Here is a 27,000-nt window from a genome sequence, read left to right on the forward strand (position 1 = left end):
AAACATTATGTTTGATGCGATTACCGCAACTCAGCTTGCCATGGATGTTGATCAATTGAAACTGCAATCGATCAGCCAAAACATTAGCAACATGAATACGCCAGCATTTAAACGGCAATTGGCTGAAACAGGAGCATTTACGAACTATTTGCAAGTAAATATGAATCAGGCAGCTCAACAAATTGAGCAAGGGCAAATAAAAACACAGGGTTTACTAAGCCAAACGCATAACCCTAAAGATCTTGCCATTAGTGGGGATGGCTATTTTCAGGTCCAAGGGGAGCAAGGTATTTTTTATACGCGCCGAGGTGATTTCCAAGTAAATGCTCAGGGTGAACTTACTACGGCCACTGGTGAAACTGTTCTGGGTAAAGGTGGGGTTATCAAAATAGATGATCATGCATTTACCATTGATACACAAGGCAGATTATTCATTGACCACCACCAAGTGGATCAATTGAACCTCGTGCAATTTAATAAGCCGGATTTGTTACGTTACGCCGGCAATGGATTGTATCAAAGTGATGAATCACCAATTCCTGCAGGAGCCAATACCCGTCTGCTCCAAGGCTTTGTAGAACAATCCAATGTGAAATCTATGGATGAAATGATGGATATGGTCAAAACCTCACGCCATTTTGAAGCCAGTCAACGTGTTATGCGTACCGCAGATAGTTTATTAGCAACTGCCATTAATCAGTTAGGAGAAGGAAATGTCTAATACACTCGCCATTGCCGCTAGCGGACTTAAAGCTGAGGAATACCATATTGATCGTATTGCCAATGACTTGGCAAATTTAAATACCTCCAATTATAAAGCCAGCACGGTAACCTTTGAAGATGTCCTGTACCAAAATATTAATGGTGAAGAGCCCCTATTTAATAACCAAGCCAATGCCAAATTAGGTTTAGGAACCGCGGTGTATAAGACAGGTAAGGATTTTAGCAAAGGCCCCTTAAAAGCTTCTACCAACGACAAGGATGTTGCTATTGATGGCGATGGCTTTTATCAAGTAATCAATTCAGATGGGAATATTGCCTATACCCGCAATTCCAGTCTAAAACTTGATGAGGACCATTACCTGGCGACTCAAGATGGGTTAAGACTTGCAGATAATATCCAAATTCCCGATGACCAAGCTAAATTAACGATCAAAAGCAACGGCGATGTTGAAGTTCTCTTACCTGATGAATCAGAGCCACAACTAATAGGTACTATTCAGCTGGCTAAATTTACCAATCCTGAAACCTTAAATCCTATTGGTTCAGGGCTTTATACCGTAACGGATCACACCAGCGAACCCCTAATTGATAATCCAAGCAGTAGTGGCTTAGGCGCTTTAATACAATATCAAACAGAGGGATCTAATGTCGACATGGTCAGTTCGCTCATGCAACTTACTATGGCGCAGCGAGTTTATCAATTGAATGCGAAAGCCGTACAAATTGCGGATGAATTGGAAAAAATAACTAATGAAATTCGTGGTTAACTTATTACTTTTACTGAGCGTGTTTCCCCTCCAGGCAGAAACGGTGTTGCGCTTTCGCACACCCATTACTCCTGAAGCGAAAAAGCTATGCGATCTGCTGCTGATTACTCCAGATAAACATCAGTGGGGAAAAATTATGTTGGATAGCAAACCCAAGTCAGGAACCAAACTGAATAAGCAACAAGTACTCACTTGGTTGCAACGTAAAGTTGGAAATTTTTCCTATCAATGGAAAGGTAAAAACAGCACCACTATTCGCGAAACCGCTTGCAGCAAAGCAAAAGATTTGCTCATTACGGCACAAAATGCCTTAGCTACACAACTAAAAAAACAGACATATAGTCAAGTAAAACTAAGCAGCACCACGAAGCTAAAAGACAGCAGTATTGCCTTGGCCAATTTTAAAATTCAACTCCCCAAAGGCTACCCTGTTGCTAAACGCGTTTGCGTTCGCCTTCATTATCAAAATCGTTCCATTCCAATCTGGTTCGCAGTTAAAGCGTATCAATCCGTATTGGTCGCGAAACACGCAATGAGGCGGCATACTCTACTTCGTCCAGCGGATGTGGTTTTAAAAAGACGTAATATAGCGGGTCTTAACAGTGCCCCATTAATGCAATTTCCAGCTACCGCTTGGCTTAATAAGTCAATTAGTAAACAACAAATTTTAACGCAAGACCTGCTTGGTAATCCACCTGAAGTGATGCAAGGGCAAAAGACCAAAGTCCTCGTGCAACAGCATGGAATAGCAATCACTATTGAGGCCATTGCACAAAGTAATGGTATTCAAGGTCAATCTATACGCATGAAAAACCCACGTACGAATAAATACTTTTTTGCTGTGGTCACTGGAAAAAATATTGCGGAGATTACTGCATGAATTCATTATTTAAAAAACTAGTATTCTTAGGAACCTTAGTACTTAGTCAGTCTTTATGGGCTATTAATCTTTTTGATGAGGATGTTTACCGGCCACTAATCGCGGATCGTAAAGCAACCCTACCCGGCGACATCCTTACCGTCATTGTTATGGAAACCTCTAATGCCCAAACCAGCGCGGATCTTTCTTCACATAAAGAGATAAAAGCCGCACTCGAGGCAGGCTATAACCATAACAACCACAAAGTTAATTTTGGTTTAGATGGTAAAGGAAAAGCAGCAGCTAAAACAGGACGTAATGGTAAAATAAAAGCCGCTCTTACTGTTTGCATCAAGGAAGTATTTCCCAATCAGACTTATCTGGTTGAAGGAGCCCAGCGGATTACCATTAATGGGGAAAACCAAAAAATCCTGTTACGCGGTGTGGTGCGACCTGAAGACATTAGCCCGCAAAATACTATTTTATCAACTCGCTTGGCTCAGGCTCAGATCGTTTATACCGGAGCAGGTTCTGTCTCAAACTCACAAGATCGTAATTATATTTACAAGATCCTGTCGTTTATAGGGGTCGTATAATGAAAAAACTGTTCCTCCTGGTCGCTTTATGTGCACTTTTATACTGGCAACCAAGTTATTCTGCCGTGCGTCTCAAATCTATTGCTCGCCTATCTGGCTTACAAGAAAACCCAATTACAGGTTATGGCCTAGTGATAGGTTTGGCAGGCTCAGGCGATTCCCGACGTAATAAGGATACTACTCAGGCAATTTCGAACTTATTACAAACATTTGGAGTCACCCTAAGTCCGAATGAGATTAACAGCCGCAATACAGCAACTGTAATTATTACAGCCAACCTCCCTTCGTTTGCTCATCAGGGAGATAAAATAGATATTAATGTAGCCTCACTTGGTGATGCCAAAAGCCTGTTGGGAGGGACCTTGCTAGTCACGCCGCTAAAAGGGGCAGATAACCAAGTTTATGCCTTAGCGCAAGGGCCTATTTCGATTGGGGGATTTAAGTATGACCTTTATGGCAATGTCATCCAAAAGAATCATCCCACTACAGGCTTGATACCGGGCGGCGCCATTATTGAAAAAACAATTTATAATGATTTAATCGAAAAATCAGGGGAGATGCATCTAATTTTAAATCATCCAGATTTCACCACAGCAGACAGCATTGAGTCTGCAATCAATGGTCAATTTGGCGCCAATACGGCACGTGCGCGTTCAGCACAAGATATTGAAATTCACCCACCTCAATCGGCGCGTAAACATTTTATTCGCTTTGTCAGTCAACTTGAAAACGTGGTGATTACTCCAGATAACTTGCCAACGGTAGTCGTGAATGAACGCACTGGTGTTGTAGTAGCTGGGGCTGATGTCAAAATCGATGCCGTTACTATTTCTCATGGTAATTTACAAATTGCTATTTCTACCGAATATCAAGTATCCCAACCTACTCTTATTCAAAACATGGGAAGACAAGTACGAACTGCTGTTGTACCTAACACCAACATTAATGTAAATGAGCGCATGGCCAACACTGTGAAATTAAAACAAGGTGCCACTGTAGCTGACTTAATTAGCGCCTTAACTAAAGTCCAAACCTCCACGCGTGACATCATTGCCATATTGGAAAGCTTAAAGCGCGCAGGGGCATTACACGCAGAATTGGTGATTCAATAAGGAAAATAATGAGTACAGATAACACCATACAATTAGTTAGCCTGGCCCTGGATGCCGCATTAATGCGCCAGACTGCCATTGCCAATAATATTGCCAATATCAACACGGAAAACTACCAAAGCATGGAAGTGAATTTTGAACAGCAATTACAGGAAAACCATTTAAGTCCTAATGCCAATGACTTATCGTCAGTTACTCCTTATTACCAAAGTTGCGATCATCAATCCAGTATTGATGAACAGATGGCATTGAATGTGCAAAACATGACCCATTACCGCGCCCTGGTTAAAGGATTAAATCAAAAATTAGCCATTATGAAACTCGCATTACAAGGAAATCAATAATGAATTACGCGCAAATTTATGCCATTTCAGGTCAAGGAATGAATGCTGAAAAATTACGTGTTGATGTGGTGGCCAATAACATCGCCAATCAACACTCATTGCAAAATGCAGATGGCTCATTATTTCAAGCAAGCCAGGTGATCACTTCTGCCAAAACCTTTTCTGAATTGGTCACTAACCCTCAAGAGATGGGTATCAGTTCAATAGAGGTTGTACCGCAAAATTCACCCCCGAACAAAGTCTATCAGCCCGGGCATCCAGCTGCTGATAAACAAGGCTATGTCACATACCCAGGAATTAGCACTGTTGATGAAATGACCACCCTCTTACGTGCCTCCAGAGCTTATGAAGCCAACATTAAAATGATTAATAGCGCACATAGCTTGTATTTACAGGCATTAAGCATAGGAGATGAACGATGAGAATCGACGCACTAGATAACATTTTTTTAAAGCCAAATGTACAAAGCCCGGAAATCGAAACAACAAAAAGCGCAGATCCAGAATCTTTTTCGGCTTGGATTAGCGAAAAAATAGGTGATACCAATGCGCAATTAAATAATGCTGATAAAGCCTTAAATGAACTCGCCAGTGGTCGCGCAGAAAACTTGCATCAAACCATGATTATTCTAGAGCAGGCCAAATTATCGTTTCAATATTTAGAGCAAATTCGTAACCGTTTGATGAGCGCCTATCAAGATTTATTAAGAGAGCAAATTTAAAGTGAATTACTTACAAACAGCCAGCCTCTGGTTTAGCAATTTGGAAGCAAAACGCAAATTCAGTTTAATTGCGTGCGTTACTGGTATTGTCATCATAACCATAATACTTAGTTGGCGGGCTTTATCTCCCTCCTACGCTATTTTATTTAATCATTTGGACGAACAGGATGCGAACAAGGTTTTAAGCCAATTGGATCAGGAGAGTATTTCCTATCAGCTTCGCAATGGTGGCCGGGATATTTTAATTGATAAGGATATGGTGGCAAAAACCCGCTTGAAAATCATGGGTTCAGGCATGCAATTAGCTGGCAATGTAGGCTTTGAATTGTTTGATAAAAATGATTTCGGCATGACGGACTTTTCGCAAAAAATTAATTACCAACGTGCCTTGCAAGGTGAGCTGGAGCGCACTATTTCCAGCATTGATGAAATACGACAAGCACGGGTGCATTTACTGATTCCGGAAAGCCATTTATTTGACCGTGATAACAATCAGCCTAAAGCTTCGGTGACCTTGCATTTAAAACAGGCCTTAACACCTAAACAAGTGCACAGCATCCAACAGTTAGTTGCTGCAAGTGTTGCGCATTTAAGTTTAGCTAATGTGGTGGTAGTGGATCAAAACGGGAATACCTTATCGGCCACGGAGGAAGACCCTTCCTCCAGTCATTTCACCGCGCAAAAAACCATAGAACATTATCTGAATGACAAAGTCATGCAACTGTTGCAAACGATCTTTGCCAAAGATCAGGTTATGGTGAAAATCAATGTAGCCATTAATTATGATGAACTACAACGTGAATTAGTTAAACCACAAACCAAAGGACAAATTACCCACGAAAAACAAACCAAACATTCTACGATAGATAAAAAAGGAAATCAGAAAGGTAAGCAGGATTTAACTTTAGAAAAAACTTATGAGTTTGGCCGTGAAAAAGAATTATTTAAACGAGCAAATGGCACCATTGAACGGCTTTCAGTCAGTGTGGTTTTACCACAAAAAACTGATGCTAAAACTATTGCTCAAGTTCAGCGACTCATAAAAAGTACCGTGGGTTTTGATGAAAAGCGTGGCGATGTAATCAGTGTCGAAGCCTTAATTAGCGCGCCTAAAGCAGTAAAAATCGCTGTCATACCAAGCCCCCAGGAAATTAGCACAAAACATTTTAGCGACCTTTCCTTGGAACAATGGAATGAAGAACGAAAATGGCAGGCACTTGTATTGTTCATAGTACTGACAGTATTTGCTAGTTCCACAGTATTGCTCTTAAAGCGCAATCGGCAAAAAAAACGCCAGCAACTGTTAATCGAGTTAACCCAATGGCTAAATCATCATGAATAATGAATTAAAAAAAATCGTGCTTAGTTTAGCCAAATTAAAACCTGCCGATCAACGCTGGGTACTTAAACAATTAACGCCGATACAACGTGAGCAATTTGAACAGGTGCAAGGTCATGCGCTGCTCAAAGAGGCAAATAAATTTCGTCATCTTCCCTGCCCCAAACTTGCACCAAAAGAATTTACCTTACCGGACTTTTGCCAAAAGCTAAGCCAGGAAGACCCGCTTTACATCGCTATTATTCTGGAACAAGGACAATTTTCCTGGGAGCACAGGTTTTTAGAAACGTGCATGCAAAAACAAAAAATCCAAGAGGAATTAACTTCCCAAGTACAAAAGCTGAAATCGGCATCGAAATTATACCTCTTTCAACAATGGCGAAAACAATTGAGTTTTAGAGAGCAGCTGGAGGTGCCTCATGGCGACACTCTATAAAAATGTCTTAGTCAGCGAGGAGGAGATTTTTTTAAACCAAGAAGTTCCTGAGGTAGTTGAGGAGGTAATTCCTGCGACGCCTAGTGTAGATGAAACACAATGGGAACAAATTCGCCAAGAAGCTTATGAGCAAGGCTATTTAGCAGGAACAATAGAAGAACGTGCTCGGCTTGAACAAGAAAATAGCCAACGCCAACAGCAATTAGAGCAAATGCTGGCATCGCTACCTCAAGCAGTAGCGCAAAATCGCCTGGATTTGGCAAATGAAATTGCCGATATTGTATTGCTAATCAGCAAACAATTTTTTGTAGAAAACAGCAACAACCAACAGGCCCTAAGTCAGCAAATTAACTACATTCTTACGCAATTAAATGACAAGCAATCGGTTGAACTGTGCTTGCACCCGCAAGATATTGCTGCTTTACAAAATGGCGCCATGCAATTAAGTGCCGCGCATTTAAATGGTTTAAAAATAAAAACGGATGACTCACTAGCTTTAGGAGGTTATGTCCTTAAAACCAGCCATGGTGTTTTTGATGCCGGCATCGAAAAACAAATCGATAAGCTCAAAGAAGTTTTACTGCAACTAAAGCAGCGAGGCGCGCATGCATCCATGGATTAATGAACTCTTAGCCATTGAGCGTTTAGGAGAAATTGAGCAATTCATTGGCTTAAAGCTGGTTGCCAATGGGCCGCCACAAACATTCATTGGTGAGGTTTGCGATATCCTGGATCAACATCATCAACCGATTATGCAAGCAGAGGTCATTGGTTTTGAACAAGGAAAAGTCTATCTAATGCCCTATGATTCTGCCCCGGTTTGCATGGGCTATAAAGTACGGGCCACAGGAAATCCATTAAGTATTGCCGTAGGTGACTCCTTACTAGGTCATGCGGTTGATGCCTTTGCGAAACCGATTGATGAGCGTTTGTGTTTACACCACAAACACCGAGTCTTTACCCAAAATAAAAAGATTAATCCATTTAACCGTTTGCCGATTAGTGAACGTTTGAGCACGGGAATCCAGGCTATCGATGGCTTACTGCCATTAGGTAAGGGACAAAGAGTTGGTATTTTTGCCGGTAGTGGTGTAGGGAAAAGTACCTTGCTTGGCAACATGGTGCAAAACCTGCAAACAGATATTAATGTCATTGCGCTGATTGGTGAGCGTGGCCGAGAGGTCAATGACTTTATCTGCAATCATTTGGATGAAAACACCTTAAAAAAATCCGTGTTGGTGGTTTCTTGCAGTGATGAATCCGCTTTGAGGCGTCGTCAGGCAGTCTATACCGCCACAGCAATTGCGGAATACTTTTGCAAGCAAGGCAAACAAGTCATGTTATTTATGGATTCGATTACCCGTTTTGCCATGGCCCAACGAGAAATCGGCCTCAGTTTGGGGGAACCCCCTACTGCCCGCGGCTATACCCCCAGTGTTTTTGCACTGCTTCCGGGTATTGTTGAGCGTACAGGAAATTTTAAAGATCAAGGAAGTATTAGCGCAGTGTACACGGTTTTGGTTGAAGGGGATGATTTTAATGAGCCCTTAGCCGACCACATGCGTGCACTTCTTGATGGACATATTGTTCTCACACGTGAATTGGCACAACGGGGTCATTACCCGGCGATTTCCATTCTGCAAAGTGTCTCTCGGTTGGCTAAGCATTTAGTTAGTGCGGAAGAACAGCAACTAATGAACCAGATTTTCGCCACGTTAAGTATTTATGAGCAAAATAAAGATTTGATTGAGTTGGGTGCTTATAAGCCTGGGAATAATGCCCATCTGGATACTGCAGTTGAGCGTATGCCGGCGATCAATCAGCTACTCATTCAGGATACAAAACAGCCGTTATCCTTTAATGAACTCATGCACCACTTTAAAGAGATTTTATTATGAATAAGTCACTGTCAGCACTGATGACCAAATTAAACTGGCAACTTAATGAGCTTAATTTGCAATTACATGAGACACAAAACCAATTACAAAAAGTGCGCCAAGAGATGGAAACGCTGGATGAGCAAATACAACAAGCGGGAGTTAATTCGTTAATTATTAATCCTGATTTTGAAATTAACCGGCTCAATTTTATAACACAACAACATGAAAAAAAGGAAGAGTTGAATATGACGCTTAAACAGCATCAAGACACAGAAAAGAATGTGCAGGAAAAAATACAACGCATTAAAACAGAATTAAAAATGTTAGAAAAATATTTGGAACGTGAGCAGGCTGAGCTCCAGGAGCAACAGAAGAAAGCGGAAAATAATGCTTTAGATGAGTGGGTTGTTCAGCGGGGTTGAGTAAATGATTTTAATAGGAATATGGAAAATTAACCAGTCACAACCACAATGCCATGGACAGACCAAACAACATGCAAACCAGCAATCGTCTGCTGACTTTGAACATTGGTTAAATAGCCCATCCAAGCAAAGTTCAGGAGATGAATATTACTGGGAGCACCAAACTCAGCTACAACACTCTGAATTACACTTTGATGCCAAGCCATTGCCAGCAGCGAAAACAGAGCAGATGCTCCCTAAACAAAATGGGCCGGCGTTTTCTATTCCTGCCCACGTATGTGCCCTCCAACATTTTGAATTGCAAAATACATTGGTGACGGCAACAGATAACACGGCTCCATCGTATTCGCCCGAAAATAAATTTGCCCCACTAATGATGGAGCTGAAACAAGCCTTAGAACAATCATCATTACCTCTGCCAATGCATATCAGCAAATTGACCCAAGATGCATCGGCAATCAAAGCAGCGACCAGCTCCTCGAATAGCGTGACTACCACCCTACAGTTTAAAAACAATCACCTGTTTATTCAGGGCGAACAAGCAGAGCTAACCTTAAATCTGCATACATTGGATAAACAAGAACAGAATGAGCTGGTGCAACTCATTCACAATTATTTAAAGAAAAAAGGCTTGGTTTTAAGCCGCTTAATTATTAATGGAGTAAACAATGACTGAACCAGTTGAGGCAGTTAGCATGGGGCAAGATGAGTACATGAAATTATTCATGCAAGAATTGACCTATCAAGACCCGTTAAAACCTATAGATAACCGTGAATTTATGGCTCAGATGGCACAGTTTTCCTCATTGCAGCAAGCTGTTGGAACGAACCAGGGAATACAGGAATTATTAAAAATAGCACAGGAAAATCGCAGCCTTAATCTTTTAGGTAAAAAGGTAAAAATAGAGGGGCAGGATCTATCTGGTGAAGTTAAGTCCGTATTTTTGCAAGAAAATGAAATTATGGTTTATGTGGGGAACGAGCATATTAAGGCTAAGTTAGACCAGGTTCTTGAGGTTGAAGTATAGATCTCAATGGTCTCGTAGTTTAATGCACACAACAGAATTTGATAAGGAGCAAAAATGACAAATGCTTATTACAGCAGCCTTTCAGGAATGCTTGCGGCCAGTTATGGGTTGCAAAACACTTCGAACAATATAGCGAATATGCAAAGCCATGGTTTTAAACGTAGCGAAGTATTCTATTCCTCTTTAGGCAATGGGCATGGAGAAGAAGGAAGCGGCCATGGGGTACGTGTTCATGGCTCCTCGATTAATTTTAAGCAAGGTAATCATCAGGAAACCGGTACTGGTACTGACTTGGCCATCGTGGGTAATGGTTTTTTCGTGATAAAACTAAAAAATAACGAATTGGTTTATACTCGTGATGGACATTTCAAATTTGAAAATGGTGTTTTGACTGATTATAAAACAGGTGGGCAGGTACAAGGCTACGATGATGCTGGCAATTTGGCTTCTATTTATGAGAAAGGGCCTAAAATTTCTGCAGGAAAAGCCACTAGAAATGTCTTTATTCATGGTAAATTTATATATCAAGAAAGAAACCCAAAAATATCTGATTCTATCTATGAGGATATCTCTTTTGAGCTCAAAGATATTTATGATGCACAAGGAAATCCCCATACTGTAACCCTGAGGTTTACTGACATTCAAGAAGGCCATAAACCTACAAATACGGATTCGAATACTAATCCTCCAGCCGCACCAACAGCATGGGAATTAAAGGGCATCAAATATGATAAGGACAATGAGATCCTCACATATGGGCAAATAATAAAATTTGATGAGAATGGTTTTTTTTCTAAGGGTGTACTCTCAGAAAACAGCACAATTCAATTATCTCTAAATGGACAACCAGTTACAGTTTACTTTGGAGACGGTAACAATGGGCTAGATCAATACGTAGAGCTAGGAAAGCCCTCTAGTGAGCAATCGACAACCACCACTATCGAAATCCACCAAAACGATGGTTATCCTCAGGGAACACAATACGAACTTACGATTGATGAAGAAGGCCTAATATCGTACCACTATACTAATGAGCAAATCATTAAAGGCATCTACATCGGCATAGCCAAGTTTGATGATATGGAAAACAATCTAATCCAAACACAAGACAACTTCTTTCGAGCAAAAACTACCCATGGCATTCATTATGGACATGCAAAGACCAAAGAGCTAGATGTCATAAAATCTGGCAATTTGGAAGCGTCTAACGTCGATCCCACCATGGAATTTGCCAATATTGTCGTTTTACAAAGAATGTTCCAGGCTTGTTCACAGATTATGGATATAGACAAACAATTATTAGAAGAGTTGGAAACCAAATTATGAAACCCTATCGATTAATTAATGCGGTAGAATTACACCAGTTAAACCAACAATTTAAGCAAGAACTGGATGCTTGGAATGAGGAATACAGCTGTATTCCTCTTGGCTTGCATTTGGCTATGACGCCTAAAAACTATCGTATCGAACAAGCCTGTGTGCTTCAGGAGCATGATGATGAACTTGGCTTTATTGAAGGTGATTATTTGAGCGTGATCACTCTCGCCGTATTTGGTCGTGACCAATCTAGCTTCCATGCAACAAGCAAAGAACTTTTCTTAAAATTACTACATAAGTTTTTTCAATGTGAAGAAAGCATACTGCAACCCTATCAGGGAGAAAATCCCAACTGGTTTTATGCAGGCTCTACGAGTGTACTTCTTACCCTTACTTGCGAGCACAATAATTTTAGGTTGATCGTAAACCCTGATTGGATTTATCAGCAACTGCCCGCATACCAAAGCAAAGGTACGCCATTAAGCTCCCTGGATGAGGCATTAACCGAACAAAAAATTTATTTAGCGCTAGAACTTCGTTCCAGCAACTTATCAATAAAAGGTCTGGCGCAATTACAAATCGGTGATGTCCTTAGCACCAAGCACCCATTAACTGAACCATTAAGAGTTACTAGCGGCAAAGAGCTATTCGCTGAAGCAGAGTTAGGCCAATCCGCATCCCATAAATCAATTGTATTAAAGAGGAAGTCATGAGTATTACTGTAAAAAAAGTTAATTTAAAAGAACATGCCCCACAAACTGAAGAAGGCCAATTTATTAACCCAAACTATCTGGGTTTAGTTGGTGATATTGAAGTGCAATGCACTGTACGTATTGGTACCTTAAATTTAAGTATTGCTGAATTAAAGGAGCTCAAATCCGGTCATGAATTACGACTGGAACAAAAAACGAATGAGCCGGTAGAAATTCTCTTAAATGACCGCGTAATTGCTCGTGGTGAATTAATGAGCCATGACGATCACTTTGCAGTACAGATTACGGAAATTAAGGCATGAATAACATAGTAAAACAAAGGTGGTTGCTCTTGGGCTTGCTCGTGTCTCCCGTACTTCATGCCCAAAGTACTCTGCCATTTAAAGAAGATCCAATTAACCATATCCACTGGATTCCTTATCTAGCTGTTTTGCTAATTCTCCTTATCGTACTTTCTATCATAGCCAAGCGCTCAAAAGGATTAGTAAAAAAAGTCTCCCAAGGTCAGCTCATTGAAAAAATTCCCATTCACCATAAAATGCAAGTCTACATTCTTGACTACCAAGGCCAGCGTTTTTTAATTGCCGATAATCAAAATTCCTTAGCCATTCATCCAGTGCAGGAGGCTAAGCCTTCATCATGATGTTTTCGCGTATTATTTTTTGTTTTATGTTGTTTTGCCCCTTAACGGCACTTGCTGCCTCTGGAACCAATATAGGACCAATTCATTGGGATCAAGAAAATATTTCTCCTGCATTACAAGCATTTGCTTTACTTACCGTTTTAAGTTTGGCTCCCAGTATTTTAATTATGCTGTCTTCGTTTACCCGTATTGTGGTAGTGCTGTCCATGTTGCGTAATGCGTTAGGATTGCAACAGACGCCACCAAATACAGTAATTATTAGTTTGTCCCTATTCTTAACTTTATTTACCATGATGCCAGTAGCTAAAGCCATTTATACTGAAGCCTATCAACCTTATGAAGCGCATCAAATTACTACAGAAGCTGCACTTGATAATGCCGTTAAGCCCTTAAAAAAATTTATGCTGCGGCAAACTCGAGAAAAAGATATGAAGGTTATTTTACAATTAGCTAAAGAACCTTTGCCCTCTTCTGCAGAAGAAATTAAATTCTACCAATTAATTCCCGCTTTTATTTTAAGTGAATTACAAACCGCATTTCAAATCGGATTTATGATTTTCTTACCCTTCTTACTGGTTGATCTCATTGTGTCAGGAATTTTGATGACTGTAGGGATGATGATGATGCCGCCCATGAGTATTTCATTGCCCATTAAAATTTTGCTGTTTATTTTAATTGACGGCTGGGATTTGGTTGTTCAAGCATTAGTTGGCAGTTTTCAAATTTAGCTTAGACCAGCACACAACCCGTATTAGTAAAGAATAATACGAGCTATGCCCTGGCTTAATGCTTTGCTTAGAGGAGGAAGCAAAGAGTGTCCTCCTCATCCTCCTCTGGATACTCATAATTATCAGTATACCCAGTAGTAAAATGAGCTGCCGTAGCTAAAGAACGAGTAACCAGCGATGCTACACTATGAGGAAAGCTAAGAATACCTACCGCCGCGGCAACAACCGCAAGAACTAATGCATTCCCAATAAATTGTAAGGTCCCACTTACCCAATCAAACGCTTCATTTGCAAGAGTTGGATTGTCATATAGCGATGCCCCCATAGCGACTAATAAACAGCCAATCCCAAATGTTGCGGCCAAAGCAGCAGAGAATACTGAAAACACGGCGAGAGTCCCACCTGCAAGAGGATAAATAACAGGGGCGATAAACTCTCCAATTGCGTGAGTTACCTTTTTATAGGGAGTAAAAAACCCCGGGCGTGTGCGGTATGTTTCCAGCGCTCTGCTCGCAGCCTCTTCCATAGAATTTACGTCATTTGAAAATATATAATTTACTTCACGTTCGCCATATAACCCAAGCATACCGTTCTCCAGCAAGATGGCCAAAAAATAATCATTATACGGTTGAAAAATATGGTGTCAAATAAATATGCCCATAAATTTAGCCTCTCACTGCATGTACTTCATGGGTTCTTTCTTCTTCAGACCCGCTCTCACCTGATGAGCTATAAGTCTTTAGCAGAGAAAAAATAGTACTCCCTGAGCGTGTAAGAAAAGACAGGGGCGCATGGAATAAGCTGACCGCAAGTAAGAGGCTACTGATTGCAAATGCAGTTAATCCTAAGCCCGCTATGTGAAATGCAGCCGCTGCATTATCAATTGATTCATCACAAAACTCATAACTACCAAAAAGTGCTGCCCCTGTTGCGGTAAGCGAGGCGCCTACTCCTAGAACTGCGCCAAAAATAACACAGGCAACAGAAAATCCAGAAAAGATACTCAATGTACTGGGGTAAACGATATTAGCTAATAAACCACCAGAAAATTCATAGCCATTTTTATACGGTGTAAAAAAACCAGGTCGAGCATTATATGTTTCAATAAATCTTCGGGTAGGACCTTGTAAAAACCAATCTCCATTTTTATCTTTGGCAAAATTAATTACATTCCAAACATCTTCCCATGCAACCATCCCAAGCATAAAACACCCTCCCTGAGTAGTATTTATACATCATCATAATGTGGGAAATAATTAGCTGTCAAATCCGTTTAGACCATAATCATTGTAAAAGGTCTCCGGGGACTTTATACCGTGGCCTATTATAGTCAATGCAAATAACCTTAAGAATTTACTAATTATTTCATTTATTAAGATATAGCATATTTTGAAGCTGAGTGTTCATAATGGATTCGCAGCGCTATAGTTCTGATTACAAATTTGGATAGGATGAGCAGCGGTTAATGCGCTATATAGGGTTTGCCTTTTTTATAAGTTAGGCTTATAGTTCCCCAGTTTTTAACAACCTCAAATGACAAGGAATCCTCCATATGAGCAATCAACAAGTCCAAGAACAATTGAAACGCCATCTTTCTTATTTGGAACAAGATAAAAGCAATCTTAGCTTACTAGTAAAAATCAGTGATCTCTACGTAGAGCTCGATGATTTAGATGCAGCTCAAGAATACCTTAATCAAGCCAATGAAATTGACCGTATTGCCTGTCTTGGTCATCAAGGATTACTTCATTTAAATCGGGGCCTTTTATCTCAAGCTCAAGAAAATTTTATGGAAGCCTTAACGTATGAAGACACACCCGCCTTACGCTACAATCTTGGTTTTATCTATTTTATTAATTCCGACTTAGAAAACGCAGCGCAAACTCTAGCCCCAGTTATAGAGGGAGAACATCATCCAGAAGCAAAACGATTAATGGCGCGTATACACCATGGGCAAGGTGAATTAGATCAGGCATTGGACTTAGCAAAAGACGTATTAACTCATGACATCAATGATGCGGAAACTTTAGGTCTTCTTGCATTGTTACATTTCGACCGCGATGAAAATGAGCAAGCTATTCAGGCAGCAAACCAAGCACTGGAATTTAATCCAGATAATTATGATGCCAAGTTAGTCCATTCCATGTTAGGTCTTACTACTCAGGAAACAACGGTTGAAGATATTGAAAAACTATTGCAAATAAACCCAGGCGATTGCCGCCTCTGGTTTGCTTTAGGCAGTGCGCATATGAACCAGGGGGATTTTGAGCGTGCAGAATACAGCTTGCAAAAAGCGATAGAAATTTATCCGGAATTTTATGATTGCCGTATTGCTTTAGGCTGGTGTGCTTTGCTGCAGGATAAATTAGATGATGCATTCAATGCCTATCAAATTGCAACGCATCAGGTCGCTGAATTAGCAGATGGTTGGGGCGGATTAGCGTTGGTTGCGGCATTACAAGAAAATAATGCTCACGCTGAGGAATTAATACAAAAAGCAAAAGCACTAAGCACAGACTGTTTTCTTGCGGAAATTGCTGAGGTTATTTGTTTTAATTTGACTAACCCGATAAAGGCCAAAGAACATTTAGTTCAAACATTGAGAAAGACTGGGGTTCCGGTTAGTGAGAAATTAGCTGCGGTGATTGAAGAATTGCAGGAACCGGCCCTGTTGCATTAAGCCCAGTCCTGAAGTATCGACTGTTTTTTGCATGTAAAGCCTGGTTAACCCTTATTAATCAGGCTTTATAAATCTTAAATTGTTCTTATTGAATCTTTGTCCATAAATAACAAACTTACTGAAAAAAAAGCAATAGCCTTCCTATCTACAATTCCAGCATGATTTTGGTTTACGAGCTCAACTTTTAATAGCAAAAGGAAGGCTCATCCCTTCAGTACTATTATTTTTACGGCTCACACTACCCAGGCCTCGAATTACAAGGGTTATGCTAATAAAAAGCAACACCCCAAAAACCAAGAGCGCGGTAGTTCGACCATAAATATCCGCGAGAAATCCAGTAAACACGACGGGTAAACTGAAACCTAAATAGGCCATAAGGAAAAACCCAGCGCTGGCTCTCGCTTTTTGCTCACCAGCCAGTTTAGAAACCCCGCCAAGCCCGCCAAGGTATACAAATCCATAGCAAGCACTACTAGCAGCTAATGCTCCACACAACACGGCAAAAAGCACTCCATGCAAAGCCCCCCAGGCTAATAAAGCATAGGCTGGTAAAAGAATAATTAAACCTATTCGTGTTGAATAGGTTGGTTCGAGTTTTCGAGCAAGTGGTTGAAATAGTAGCCCGCAACTTATCGCTATCAACGTCGATATTCCAGACCAATGCGCTAAATTATGGAAAGCCAACACAGAGGGAAGTACTGATATAATCAATCCTGTTGTTGCCCATGAAAGTAAAACGGCCCCACCAAACCATACAGCTCCTTTAGGAAAGTATGGTAGACGCAACATTGAATTACTCATTCCACATTCAGCTTGTTGCGGCATTTTCCACAAAAATGCAAATGCCAACGCGGAACAAAAAAGATGTAACCAAAAACTATAAGGGGATAATGAGTTGTTTGAGAATAAAAATATGCTCGTCAGAGCTGGACCTATTCCAAATCCGATAGAGGTACTTGCTGTTACCCAATTGGCCGCAACTGAAAGATCTTCCTTATCTAATAATTCAATCATGTAAACAGTTGCAGTGGCTGACATGAGCGCTGTTCCAATCCCCAATAACAACCTTGCTATTGCTAATGTGGTGATATGAGGTGAGATTAACATCAATATTGTTGCTAAAGCTGAGAGCATAATGGAAGTTAATATCACTGGGCGACGCCCGATACGATCAGATAAGCCTCCTAATATCAATAGCACGGGTAGAACGCCGGCAACATAGCAAGAAAAAGCAATTGTAGTCGCTATTAAACCGTAGCCATCACGATAAGCATATACTGCGTAAAGTGGAACATGTAAATTAACCCCCATGGTTATTACACAGAGCGCAAAAGCTAATTTGATTATGCTACGATTTGAATTCATAGAAGTTCTCGCAATACTGAACTCTTAATAAGATAAAAATGTCATCTTCGCGCAGGCGGAGATCCTTGTTGGGTCACGACCCAACCTGCAATTATGACTTTTCGTGCGTTCGCCGTCCACAATTCTTTTTTACAACGCATATTTTTCGCCCTTTTATTTTAACTGGCTTACTCACCCAGCCGCCACCTAGAGACTTAATCAATCCAACCGCAGCACTCATCTGCAAGCCATCTACATTATTAGCCGATTGCTGCGCAGAAAAAGCCGTAACTTGGGCGGTTAATACATTGGAATAAGGCACCGTCCCAGCTTTATACTGATTCACAACCAATTTAAGCGCTAAACGTGCATGAGCAGCGGCTTTATCTTGGAATACGCTTTGCTGGCGTAGAATGCGCAAGGCAATAAGGTTATCCTCTACATCCTGGAAGGCCGTTAAAACCACTTGCCGATATGATGCTACCTGCGCAAGGTAGGCCTGCTTGGCAGCACATACAGTAGCTGCCCGTAAACCACCATCAAAAATAGTTTCTGCTACTTGTAATCCCATTGACCAACCAAGGTTGGGCTTATGAATTAATCGGTGGAAACTATTTGCTGAGGCGCTTCCCGAGCTAGTTAGCGTTAAGGTAGGAAAATAAGCGGCCACCGCAACACCAATTTGCGCACTTGCTTGCTGGACTAAACGTTCTGCTTGCGCCACATCTGGGCGCCGTTCTAGCCAAATCGAGGGAACTGTTAACGGTATTGTTGGCGCTTTGGCAGTTAAAGGCATATTTTTTAATGATAAAAATGCCGGAGGGCGTCCAATTAATACCGCAATGGCATGCTCATATTGACCACGTAAAATACCATTATTCAATGCTGCGGCCTGAGCAGTTTCCAATTGGCTTTCAGCTTGCACTACATCTGCTTGTGAAACCACCCCAGAGCGATACTGGTTCTTAGTAAATCGCAATATCCCTTTGTAAGACTTAACCGTTTCATCTAAGAAATGCTGATTTTTATCTAAAGTCCGCAATTCAAAATAATATTGTGCTAAAGAGCCCTGAGCTGACAAACGAGTTACACCAATTAATGCCGCATTAGATTCTGCTAAAGAACGATCGGCCTCAATAGTACGACGAACCAAACCCCAAATATCTGGCTCCCAGGTTGCATTAAGAATTCCTGTGTAGTTTGTTATGGTACTTGCCGTAGTGCCGCTTCCTGTTGATGCAGTACCAACAGAGGTCGTGCCTCCTGATGTACTAATAAATGAAGTGGAGCCTCCACCCTGGCGTTGTCTAAAGATATTAAAGGCACTCGTTATTGTTGGAAAGAGGCTGGCTCGCGCCTCATTTACGATGGCTAACGATTGGCGATAATTTGCCTCAGCATTCACGATATTTTGGTTATGGTGATTGAGCTGATCTTCCAAATCATTAAGCACTGGGTCATTAAATAATTTCCACCACTCGCCACGATCCATTTCATCCTGAGGCTCTATGGGCTTCCAGTTTTTACGTATAGGCCCGGCAACCATTTTACCCTTAGCTTCTTTAAACTCATAGGGTCCAACGACTTTTGGACGCACATAATTAGGCCCAACCATACATGATGTAAGCAATGTGACAATAAGAGTCATTGCTGACCCTTTGGCTAATCGATTAGGCTGATTGACCATAAGCACCTCGAGTAGATTTAAATTGCGCAACCCAACGACGAACGCGGATGCTTGCGGTATCCAATGCTAAATAAATCACTGGTGTGGTATAAAGGGTTAATAATTGACTTAAAATCAAACCACCAACAATTGCAATACCTAATGGACGTCGTAACTCTGACCCTACTCCAAAGCCAATAACCAGGGGTAAGGCACCCAATAAGGCCGCCATCGTGGTCATCATAATAGGTCGAAAACGTAATAATGCGGCCTCATAAATGGCCTCGCGAGGGGTTTTATTTTCGTTTCGTTCTGCCTCCAAAGCAAAGTCAATCATCATAATGGCATTTTTCTTCACAATCCCAATCAACAGGATAATTCCAATCAAAGCAATAATACTAAGATCCGTGCCACATAACATTAAGGCGAGCAAAGCCCCAACTCCTGCTGAGGGTAAAGTCGATAAGATGGTAATAGGATGAATCAAACTCTCATACAACATGCCCAAGACAATATATACTGCCAATAAAGCGGCTAAAATTAAATATTTTTCATTCGCAAAAGACTGCTGAAATGCTTGAGCTGTGCCTTGAAACGAACCTCTCATAGTGGGAGGTAATTCCATATCATTAATCATGGTAGTAATCGTATTAACCGCATCGCCCAATGAGGTACCAGGGGCTAAATTAAAGGAAAACGTAGCTGCTGGAGTCTGGCTTTGATGATTCACAGACAGTAAAGTTGAGCCCGACTTAAAACTGGCAAATGCAGATAAGGGAACCTCATTTCCAGAAGGCGACTTTATAAAAAGCTGCTCTAAAATTGACGGATATTGCCAATATTTTTGCGCCACATTCATCACCACAAAATATTGGTTCAGCGGCATATACATTACAGAAATCTGACTTTGCCCAAAAGCATTATAAAGCTCCTGATCAATAATTTCCGGGGTAATGCCAAAACGTGATGCGGTATCATGTTCGACCTGAATAAAGCTTTGCAAACCATGGTTCAATTGATCATTATTTAAGTCGGAAATTCCAGGTATTTTCGATAGTTGCTCCATGATACGCGGAGTCCAAACTGCCAGATCTGCTAAACTATCTGAGGACATAGTATACTGAAACTGAGCCGCACTGGAACGACCGCCAATGGTTAAATCCTGCGAAGACTGCATGTATAATCTTGCGCCAGTAATCACCGCTAATTTTTTGCGTAGACGAGCTAATACTTGCTCTGTGGGGATATTTTGATGTTTGGGAACTTTTAACATAATAAATACTGTACCGGTGTTGCCCGTATTACTCCCTGGCCCCGTACCAATAAATGCAGCAACATTGGCTACAGCCGGATCTTCCTTAATGATGGAAACGCATTGAATCATTTTTTTCTTCATCGCTTGGAAGGAAATGTTTTGATCGGCCTGTAAAGAACCGGCAATTCGATCCGTTCTTTGTTGTGGAAAGAATCCCTTCGGCACAATCACATATAAATAAATAGTTAATAAAACGGCTGCAAAAGTTAATAACAGCATCATCGTTGGATGAATAAGAACCCAACGCAAACCATGACTGTAGCGGAGCTTAACCGCCTCTATAAAGCGCATAAAGCGATTGGGTTCTTCCTCTTTAGAATGTAATAAGCGTGAACACATCATGGGAGTAAGCGTAAGAGATACGACTAAAGAAATAAGAATTGCAACGGATAAAGTCACCACAAACTCTCTAAAGAGTCGTCCCACAATTCCTGTCATAAATAGAATTGGAATAAACACGGCAATAAGCGAAATACTCATGGATATTACTGTAAAACCAATTTCCTTAGAGCCATCAAAAGCAGCCTGCAATGGCTTTTTGCCCATAGCAATGTGACGCGTAATATTTTCTAAAACAACGACAGCATCATCAACGACAAAGCCCGTTGAAATGGTAAGTGCCATGAGAGATAAATTATCCAGACTGTAATTACATAACTTCATGACCGCAAAGGTACCCAGCAAGGATAAAGGAACTGCTACCCCGGGGATTAACATAGCACGAAAACTACCCAGGAATAGATAAGTCACAAAAATAACCAATAGCATGGCGATAAATAATGTTAACTCCACATCGTGCAAGGAGGTACGAATTGTTGTCGTTCTATCCATTAATATGTTTAGTTCAGTATCCTTGGGTATAGAGGCTTTTAGCAGAGGTAATATTTTTTTCACATAATCGACAGTTTTAATTACATTAGCTCCGGGCTGCTTAAATAAAACCAAAAGCACCGCAGGCTTACCATTTGCTATGCCGGCATTATGCACATCAGCCACAGAATCGGTCACATGGGCCACATCAGAAAGGCGCACCGGATTATTGTTCTGATAAGAGATAATTAACGGTGCATATTCAGCCGCTTTAAACATTTGATCATTATTTTTAATAACGGAGACTGTGCCATCATTATTGGTAACAAGACCTTTTGCTTGGTTTATATTTGCCTCAGCAATTGTAGTAGCCAATTGATTAAAACCTATTCCATATTTATTTAGGGTCAAGGGATCAACCTCTACTCGTACCGCCGGCAAAGACCCTCCCCCAACGTTGACTTGTCCTATACCTTCAATTCGGAGAATGCGCTGCTGCAGGATGGTTGAGGCCATGTCATATAATTTCCCAGTCCGATACTTATCCGAAGTTAAAGCCAGAATCATAATCGGTGCATCCGCGGGGTTCACTTTGCGGTACGTGGGATTGTTAGTTAAATTGGTAGGTAATTGACTTAAAGAGGCATTGATTGCAGCTTGCACATCACGTGCCGCGCCATCAATATCTCGTGATAAGTCAAATTGCACAATAATACTCGATAGCCCAAGCGTGCTGGTGGAGGTAAGCTGCGTAATTCCCGCAATACGCCCAATCTGCCGCTCCAAAGGAGATGCCACAGAAGTAGCCATGACTTCAGGACTCCCTCCGGGTAATGAAGCTTGCACACTGATGGTGGGAAAATCAATTTGCGGCAAAGGGGCTACGGGCAATAAATTAAACGCCAGAATCCCTGCAAAGCTTAAACCTAAAGCCAAAAGAATGGTGGCTATTGGTTTACTAATAAATAAGGAAGATATATTCATTGTATCTTCTCACTTTTTAACGTCATCCTGAGAAATTTATGGCTAAGCCTCTTTTGAATGGTACAGCGTATTAATCCATGGCATCGGCATATCATTAAGAAACTCCCTCACCGTGTTCAGGAGGAGGTAAGCCGCCATGTAAATTGGAGCGATAGCCCATAACTTTTCGTGAAATACGATCAAAAGTCAGGTAAATCACCGGCGTGGTATACAAGGTTACCAACTGGCTAACAATCAAGCCGCCAATGATAGCAATCCCCAACGGCCGTCGTAATTCCCCACCGATACCATGGCTAAGCGCCAAGGGAATGGCGCCTAACATAGAGGCCATCGTCGTCATTAAGATAGGACGAAAGCGTAATAAAGCCGCTTCATAAATTGCATCTAATGGTGCCTTCTTATAAAGTCGCTCTTGTTCTAAAGCAAAATCGATCATCATAATGGCATTTTTCAATACAATACCAATGAGCAAAATAATCGCAATTAAAGCAATAATACTTAACTCGTTATCGGTTAAATAAAGCGCTAATAAAGCTCCCATTGATGCTGAAGGCAACGTTGATAAAATAGTTAAGGGATGAATATAACTTTCATAAAGAACACCTAGGATAATGTAAACGACGATAATCGCCGCGACAACCAGCCATCCTTCATTAGCCAAAGAGTTTTGAAAACTTTTGGCCGTGCCTTGAAACCCTACCTCCACATTCAATGGGATATTAAGCTTATCTTGCATGTCGTTAACCGCACGTACGGCATCACCTAAAGAGGCATGTTCTGAGAGATTGAATGACAGTGTTGCTGAAGGAAATTGATCTTTATGCGCAATCACCAGTGGACCTACGGTTTGCGAAATGCTGGCAATCGCTTTTAGTGGAACAGAACCACTGGTTGTGGTAATGGTTGCCGAGCCAAGCCCAATTGGATTATTTACCGTGAGGGTGTTCGGGGTGGTAATAGGTGTAGATACGGCAGTCGATGCTCCCGAAGTGGAGGCCTTACTCACCGAGGAGTTAATGTAGATGTTTTCGAAAGCAACAGCCGCTTTGTGCAAGAAAGGCAAGACCTCTAAAATAACCCGGTATTGATTTCGTTGGGTAAACATAATTGATATTTGTCGCTGCCCGAATGAGTCATATAAAGTATTATCAATCATTTGCATGGTAATCCCCAATCGTGATGCGGTATCACGATCTACATTAATGAATGTCACTAAGCCCTTATTTTGCTGGTCACTATTAACATCCTTTAATATGGGAATTTCGCGCATTTTATTTTCGATTATTTCTGCCCATTTCACTACGTCAGCACTGTCTGGTGCACTTACACTGTATTGGAACTGAGTACGACTTGCTAGTGTATCAATGGTTAAATCCTGAACAGGCTGCATGTACAACGTAGCCCCAGTAACATTGTGTATTTTACTTTGTAAACGGTTAATAACCTGATTAACACCTGGACGTTCATCTAAAGGTTTTAGATTAATAAGGATGCGTCCGCTGTTTAATGTTACATTAGTACCATCAATACCAATAAAGGAGGTAAGGCTTTCAACTGCCGGATCCTTAAGAACAACCTCTGCCAAAGCCTGTTGTCGTTCAGCCATTGCTGGAAAAGAAATGGAGTCAGCGGCTACTGAAATTCCTTGAATAATGCCTGTATCCTGAATGGGGAAAAAGCCTTTGGGGATTACATACAATAAGATGGCGGTAATAATTACTGTAATAAAAAAGATAAATAAAATAAAAGACTGAGAAGAAAGAACCCAGCTTAAAGAACGCTTATAAACATCGATTAAGCGATTTAATTGACGCTCTAAATACAATTCAAAAGAGTTTGCCTTCGTTTCACTTTGAGCCTTTAATATGCGCGAACAAAGCATCGGAGTTAAAGTTAGCGAAACAAAGGCGGAAATCACAATGGTTATGGTTAACGTCAAGGCAAATTCACGAAATAAACGCCCTACTACATCGCCCATAAATAATAAGGGGATTAATACCGCAATTAAGGAGATGGATAAAGAAACTATAGTAAACCCAATTTGGGCCGCACCCTTATGGGAAGCTTCAATCGGATTTTCTCCTAATTCAATATAACGCATGATGTTTTCAATCATGACAATAGCATCATCTACGACAAAACCAGCCGCAATTGTAAGCCCCATCAACGTTAGATTATTTAAACTAAATCCTAATAAATACATCAAGCCCAAAGTGCCAACCAAAGCTAAAGGAACGGAAATACTTGGGATAATTGTGGCAGGTAATTTCCGTAAGAAAAGAAAAATTACCATAACTACTAAGACCACGGACAGCATTAATTCCATTTGCACATTGGCAACAGAAGCACGGATGCTCACAGTACGGTCGGTAATTATCTCAACATTAATGCCAGCAGGTATTGCTGCCTTCATTTGTACCAACAAATTTTTTACCCGTTCAGCCACTTCAATAACGTTAGCGCCAGGCTGCCGCTGGATATTTAGGACAATCGCAGGCTCCTTATCAACCCATGCTGCCTGCATAGTGTTTTCGGCGCCATCAATGATATTAGCAATATCTGATAAACGGACTGGCGATTGGTTTTGATAGGAAAGAATCAAGGGCTTGTAAACCGCCGCAGATAAAAGCTGATCATTGGAATTAATCGTATAGGCTAAGCGTGGCCCATCAAAATTTCCTTTAGCAGCATTAACGTTGGAGGCAGTGACAAGGGTGCGTACATCCTCTAAGGTTAATCCATAAGCCGATAAGGCATTAGGATTAGCCTGAATGCGAACCGCTGGGCGGTTGCCACCACCAATACTTACTAACCCCACTCCAGATAATTGAGATATTTTGGGAACTAAACGAGTTTCAGCATAGTCTTCTACTTGTGTTAAGGGCAGGGTTTTTGAGGTAAGCGCCAAAATAATAATAGGAGTATCAGCAGGGTTAACCTTGCTGTATACCGGAGGATTGGGTAAATCTTTAGGTAAATAGCTGCTGGCAGCGTTAATCGATTGCTGCACTTCCTGTTCGGCGACATCCAACCCTATATCCAAATTAAATTGTAAGGTAATAATCGATGAACCAGTTGAACTGTTGGATGTCATTTGGTCTAAACCTGGCATTTGGCCAAATTGACGCTCAAGCGGTGCAGTCACTGTGGAACTCATAACATCTGGACTGGCACCGGGATAAAAAGTTGAAACTTGGATTGTAGGGTATTCTACTTCGGGTAGCGCAGAAACCGGTAACAATTGATAGGCAAGAACCCCACTTAAGAAAATCGCAAACATCAATAACGAGGTAGCAATTGCCCTTGCTATAAATGGACCAGAAATGCTCATGAGACACTATGCGGTTTAGTTTTTTTGGATGAGTGATGCTCCTGCACTATAATTTTGGAGCCATTCATCAGCTTATCCGCTCCTTCAATAACCACATGTTGTCCAGGTGCTAAACCTTGAGAAATTACCGTGTCATCGCCACTAGCAGGTCCCATCACCACTGGAGTTGTGGTTACCGTATGATCTGCGTTCACTATGTACACAAAATCTTCCGAAGTGGTATGTTGTATGGCGGAGGTAGGAACCAAGGTTGCTTTAGTTAAAGTGTTTACTAATATTTGCACATTAACAAATTGATTAGGAAATAATTTGCTTTCTTTATTATCAAAAATTGCCCTTAGCTTTACCGTTCCAGTCGCAGGATCAATCTGATTGTTCAGGGCAATTAATTTTCCTGTTGCCAATAACTTATTCTGCTGGCGATTGTATACTTTTACCTCCAAATTCTTCCCCTTAAATGCCTGAGGTGCTACTTGAGGCACGAAATCTTCTGCAATGGGGAAAATAACAGTGATTGGGTCATGAGTTGTAATTACAGCAATACCGCTGGTCGTTGAAGTTTGTACAAAATTGCCTGGATCAATTAATCGTAGACCAACTCGTCCATCGATTGGCGACGTAATATTGCAATAAATCAGATTAATCTTAGTGCTCTGAATTAAACCTAAATCCGTTTCAACATTACCTTCATACTGTTTCACTAATGCTTGTTGTGTTGCTAAAGTTTGTTGCGATATCGAATTTTCTTTCCATAAAGTTTGGTAACGCTTCAGATCGATTCGCGCATTTTCTAATAATGCAGTATCTCGTTTTAAATCACCTTGGTATTGAGTTAATAAGGCTTCATAGGGGCGTTGATCAATTTGTGCAATGAGCTGTCCTTTTTTAACCAAATCCCCTTCTTTAAATAAAACCTGCATTAAGAGGCCATTAATTTGTGATTGAACAGTGACAGTATAAACAGGAGTAACTGTACCCAAAGCGGAAATATAAATTGGCACGTCACGCGTTGTGACGACTCCAGAAACAATGGGTATTGGCTTGACCGGATTTGGATTATGTTTTTTAGCAAAAAAATACCATACCAGCACAAGAAGCAGCACCAGAATCAGGATGAATAATCCTAATGAGCTTTCTGAGGGGAAGCGTTTCTTCCATCCAGGGGGAATCACCCATTTTTTCTTACTTTTTTCAGGTGACTTAACTCCTTGCATGAGTACGACGGTCCTTCGTTAAAATTAA

General features: G+C 41.0%; 28 protein-coding genes. 21 read left to right on the plus strand and 7 right to left on the minus strand.

The genetic code is table 11. The features are described from left to right. The first annotated feature begins 7 nt into the window (after positions 1-7). From BN3124_RS14660 to fliP, 20 genes are read left to right on the plus strand one after another with little or no spacing between them, the layout of a single operon-like run. Entirely contained in the window at positions 8-721 is a 714-nt protein-coding gene (locus tag BN3124_RS14660; RefSeq protein ID WP_058535505.1) for a flagellar hook-basal body protein, read from the plus strand. Then, positions 714-1,490, plus strand: a complete 777-nt coding sequence (locus tag BN3124_RS14665) for a flagellar hook-basal body protein (RefSeq protein ID WP_058535506.1) — start codon at positions 714-716, stop codon at positions 1,488-1,490. The genes BN3124_RS14660 and BN3124_RS14665 overlap by 8 nt, the downstream gene beginning before the upstream one ends. After that, positions 1,474-2,370 (plus strand): flagellar basal body P-ring formation chaperone FlgA, encoded by an 897-nt coding sequence (flgA, locus tag BN3124_RS14670; RefSeq protein ID WP_058535507.1) that lies wholly within the window; start codon positions 1,474-1,476, stop codon positions 2,368-2,370. The genes BN3124_RS14665 and flgA overlap by 17 nt, the downstream gene beginning before the upstream one ends. Continuing rightward, on the plus strand, positions 2,367-2,945 hold the full coding sequence (locus BN3124_RS14675; protein ID WP_058535508.1) for a flagellar basal body L-ring protein FlgH: 579 nt from the start codon (positions 2,367-2,369) through the stop codon (positions 2,943-2,945). Before flgA ends, BN3124_RS14675 begins: the two co-directional genes overlap by 4 nt. Next, positions 2,945-4,057, plus strand: coding sequence for a flagellar basal body P-ring protein FlgI (locus BN3124_RS14680; protein ID WP_058535509.1), 1,113 nt, complete (start codon positions 2,945-2,947; stop codon positions 4,055-4,057). Before BN3124_RS14675 ends, BN3124_RS14680 begins: the two co-directional genes overlap by 1 nt. 8 nt (positions 4,058-4,065) lie before the next feature. Beyond that, the gene (locus BN3124_RS14685) at positions 4,066-4,401 is read left to right on the plus strand and encodes a flagellar basal body protein (RefSeq protein WP_058535510.1); all 336 of its coding nucleotides are present in this window, start codon (positions 4,066-4,068) and stop codon (positions 4,399-4,401) included. Then, on the plus strand, positions 4,401-4,823 hold the full coding sequence (flgC, locus tag BN3124_RS14690; protein ID WP_058535511.1) for a flagellar basal body rod protein FlgC: 423 nt from the start codon (positions 4,401-4,403) through the stop codon (positions 4,821-4,823). Before BN3124_RS14685 ends, flgC begins: the two co-directional genes overlap by 1 nt. Continuing rightward, positions 4,820-5,122 (plus strand): flagellar hook-basal body complex protein FliE, encoded by a 303-nt coding sequence (fliE, locus tag BN3124_RS14695; protein WP_058535512.1) that lies wholly within the window; start codon positions 4,820-4,822, stop codon positions 5,120-5,122. Before flgC ends, fliE begins: the two co-directional genes overlap by 4 nt. Before the next feature lies 1 nt (position 5,123). After that, entirely contained in the window at positions 5,124-6,464 is a 1,341-nt protein-coding gene (fliF, locus tag BN3124_RS14700; RefSeq protein WP_058535513.1) for a flagellar basal-body MS-ring/collar protein FliF, read from the plus strand. After that, complete coding sequence (locus BN3124_RS14705; protein ID WP_058535514.1) at positions 6,457-6,897, plus strand: hypothetical protein; 441 nt, start codon at positions 6,457-6,459, stop codon at positions 6,895-6,897. The genes fliF and BN3124_RS14705 overlap by 8 nt, the downstream gene beginning before the upstream one ends. Beyond that, positions 6,881-7,519 (plus strand): FliH/SctL family protein, encoded by a 639-nt coding sequence (locus BN3124_RS14710; protein ID WP_058535515.1) that lies wholly within the window; start codon positions 6,881-6,883, stop codon positions 7,517-7,519. The genes BN3124_RS14705 and BN3124_RS14710 overlap by 17 nt, the downstream gene beginning before the upstream one ends. Next, positions 7,503-8,795, plus strand: coding sequence for a FliI/YscN family ATPase (locus BN3124_RS14715; protein WP_058535516.1), 1,293 nt, complete (start codon positions 7,503-7,505; stop codon positions 8,793-8,795). The genes BN3124_RS14710 and BN3124_RS14715 overlap by 17 nt, the downstream gene beginning before the upstream one ends. Beyond that, positions 8,792-9,199 carry a flagellar FliJ family protein gene (locus tag BN3124_RS14720; protein ID WP_058535517.1) on the plus strand — a complete coding sequence of 136 codons (408 nt, stop codon included), beginning with the start codon at positions 8,792-8,794 and terminating at the stop codon, positions 9,197-9,199. The genes BN3124_RS14715 and BN3124_RS14720 overlap by 4 nt, the downstream gene beginning before the upstream one ends. A 4-nt stretch (positions 9,200-9,203) precedes the next feature. Continuing rightward, positions 9,204-9,875, plus strand: a complete 672-nt coding sequence (locus tag BN3124_RS14725) for a hypothetical protein (protein ID WP_058535518.1) — start codon at positions 9,204-9,206, stop codon at positions 9,873-9,875. Then, the gene (locus BN3124_RS14730) at positions 9,868-10,227 is read left to right on the plus strand and encodes a flagellar hook capping FlgD N-terminal domain-containing protein (protein WP_058535519.1); all 360 of its coding nucleotides are present in this window, start codon (positions 9,868-9,870) and stop codon (positions 10,225-10,227) included. Before BN3124_RS14725 ends, BN3124_RS14730 begins: the two co-directional genes overlap by 8 nt. 54 nt (positions 10,228-10,281) lie before the next feature. Then, on the plus strand, positions 10,282-11,553 hold the full coding sequence (locus BN3124_RS14735) for a flagellar hook-basal body complex protein (RefSeq protein ID WP_058535520.1): 1,272 nt from the start codon (positions 10,282-10,284) through the stop codon (positions 11,551-11,553). After that, on the plus strand, positions 11,550-12,257 hold the full coding sequence (locus tag BN3124_RS14740; protein ID WP_058535521.1) for a FliM/FliN family flagellar motor C-terminal domain-containing protein: 708 nt from the start codon (positions 11,550-11,552) through the stop codon (positions 12,255-12,257). Before BN3124_RS14735 ends, BN3124_RS14740 begins: the two co-directional genes overlap by 4 nt. After that, complete coding sequence (locus BN3124_RS14745) at positions 12,254-12,559, plus strand: FliM/FliN family flagellar motor switch protein (RefSeq protein ID WP_058535522.1); 306 nt, start codon at positions 12,254-12,256, stop codon at positions 12,557-12,559. The genes BN3124_RS14740 and BN3124_RS14745 overlap by 4 nt, the downstream gene beginning before the upstream one ends. Further along, entirely contained in the window at positions 12,556-12,900 is a 345-nt protein-coding gene (locus tag BN3124_RS14750; RefSeq protein WP_058535523.1) for a hypothetical protein, read from the plus strand. Before BN3124_RS14745 ends, BN3124_RS14750 begins: the two co-directional genes overlap by 4 nt. After that, positions 12,897-13,628, plus strand: a complete 732-nt coding sequence (gene fliP, locus BN3124_RS14755) for a flagellar type III secretion system pore protein FliP (protein WP_058535524.1) — start codon at positions 12,897-12,899, stop codon at positions 13,626-13,628. The genes BN3124_RS14750 and fliP overlap by 4 nt, the downstream gene beginning before the upstream one ends. Positions 13,629-13,695: 67 nt before the next feature. On the opposite strand, the gene BN3124_RS14760 is transcribed toward fliP, so the two are convergent. Further along, positions 13,696-14,214, minus strand: a complete 519-nt coding sequence (locus BN3124_RS14760; protein ID WP_058535525.1) for a hypothetical protein — start codon at positions 14,212-14,214, stop codon at positions 13,696-13,698. A 79-nt stretch (positions 14,215-14,293) separates the two neighbouring features. Further along, positions 14,294-14,833: a hypothetical protein gene (locus BN3124_RS14765; RefSeq protein ID WP_058535526.1), complete on the minus strand. Its 540-nt coding sequence runs from the start codon at positions 14,831-14,833 to the stop codon at positions 14,294-14,296. A 347-nt stretch (positions 14,834-15,180) separates the two neighbouring features. Here BN3124_RS14765 and BN3124_RS14770 point away from each other — a divergent pair, with 347 nt between their 5' ends. Then, on the plus strand, positions 15,181-16,308 hold the full coding sequence (locus BN3124_RS14770; protein WP_058535527.1) for a tetratricopeptide repeat protein: 1,128 nt from the start codon (positions 15,181-15,183) through the stop codon (positions 16,306-16,308). 177 nt (positions 16,309-16,485) lie between these two features. Here the strand turns inward: BN3124_RS14770 and BN3124_RS14775 are convergent, their stop codons facing one another. The 5 genes from BN3124_RS14775 to BN3124_RS14795 form a co-directional block, all read right to left on the minus strand. Then, positions 16,486-17,673 (minus strand): MFS transporter, encoded by a 1,188-nt coding sequence (locus BN3124_RS14775; RefSeq protein ID WP_058535528.1) that lies wholly within the window; start codon positions 17,671-17,673, stop codon positions 16,486-16,488. Positions 17,674-17,764: 91 nt separating this feature from the next. Continuing rightward, the gene (locus BN3124_RS14780) at positions 17,765-19,300 is read right to left on the minus strand and encodes an efflux transporter outer membrane subunit (RefSeq protein ID WP_230849151.1); all 1,536 of its coding nucleotides are present in this window, start codon (positions 19,298-19,300) and stop codon (positions 17,765-17,767) included. 22 nt (positions 19,301-19,322) lie between these two features. Beyond that, positions 19,323-22,427 carry an efflux RND transporter permease subunit gene (locus BN3124_RS14785; protein WP_058535529.1) on the minus strand — a complete coding sequence of 1,035 codons (3,105 nt, stop codon included), beginning with the start codon at positions 22,425-22,427 and terminating at the stop codon, positions 19,323-19,325. Between the two features lie 94 nt (positions 22,428-22,521). Beyond that, positions 22,522-25,758, minus strand: a complete 3,237-nt coding sequence (locus BN3124_RS14790) for an efflux RND transporter permease subunit (protein WP_058535530.1) — start codon at positions 25,756-25,758, stop codon at positions 22,522-22,524. Next, positions 25,755-26,972: an efflux RND transporter periplasmic adaptor subunit gene (locus BN3124_RS14795; RefSeq protein WP_058535531.1), complete on the minus strand. Its 1,218-nt coding sequence runs from the start codon at positions 26,970-26,972 to the stop codon at positions 25,755-25,757. The genes BN3124_RS14790 and BN3124_RS14795 overlap by 4 nt, the downstream gene beginning before the upstream one ends. Positions 26,973-27,000 lie beyond the last annotated feature (28 nt).

The organism is Legionella saoudiensis (genome assembly GCF_001465875.1).
GTDB classification, from domain to species: Bacteria; Pseudomonadota; Gammaproteobacteria; order Legionellales; family Legionellaceae; genus Legionella; species Legionella saoudiensis.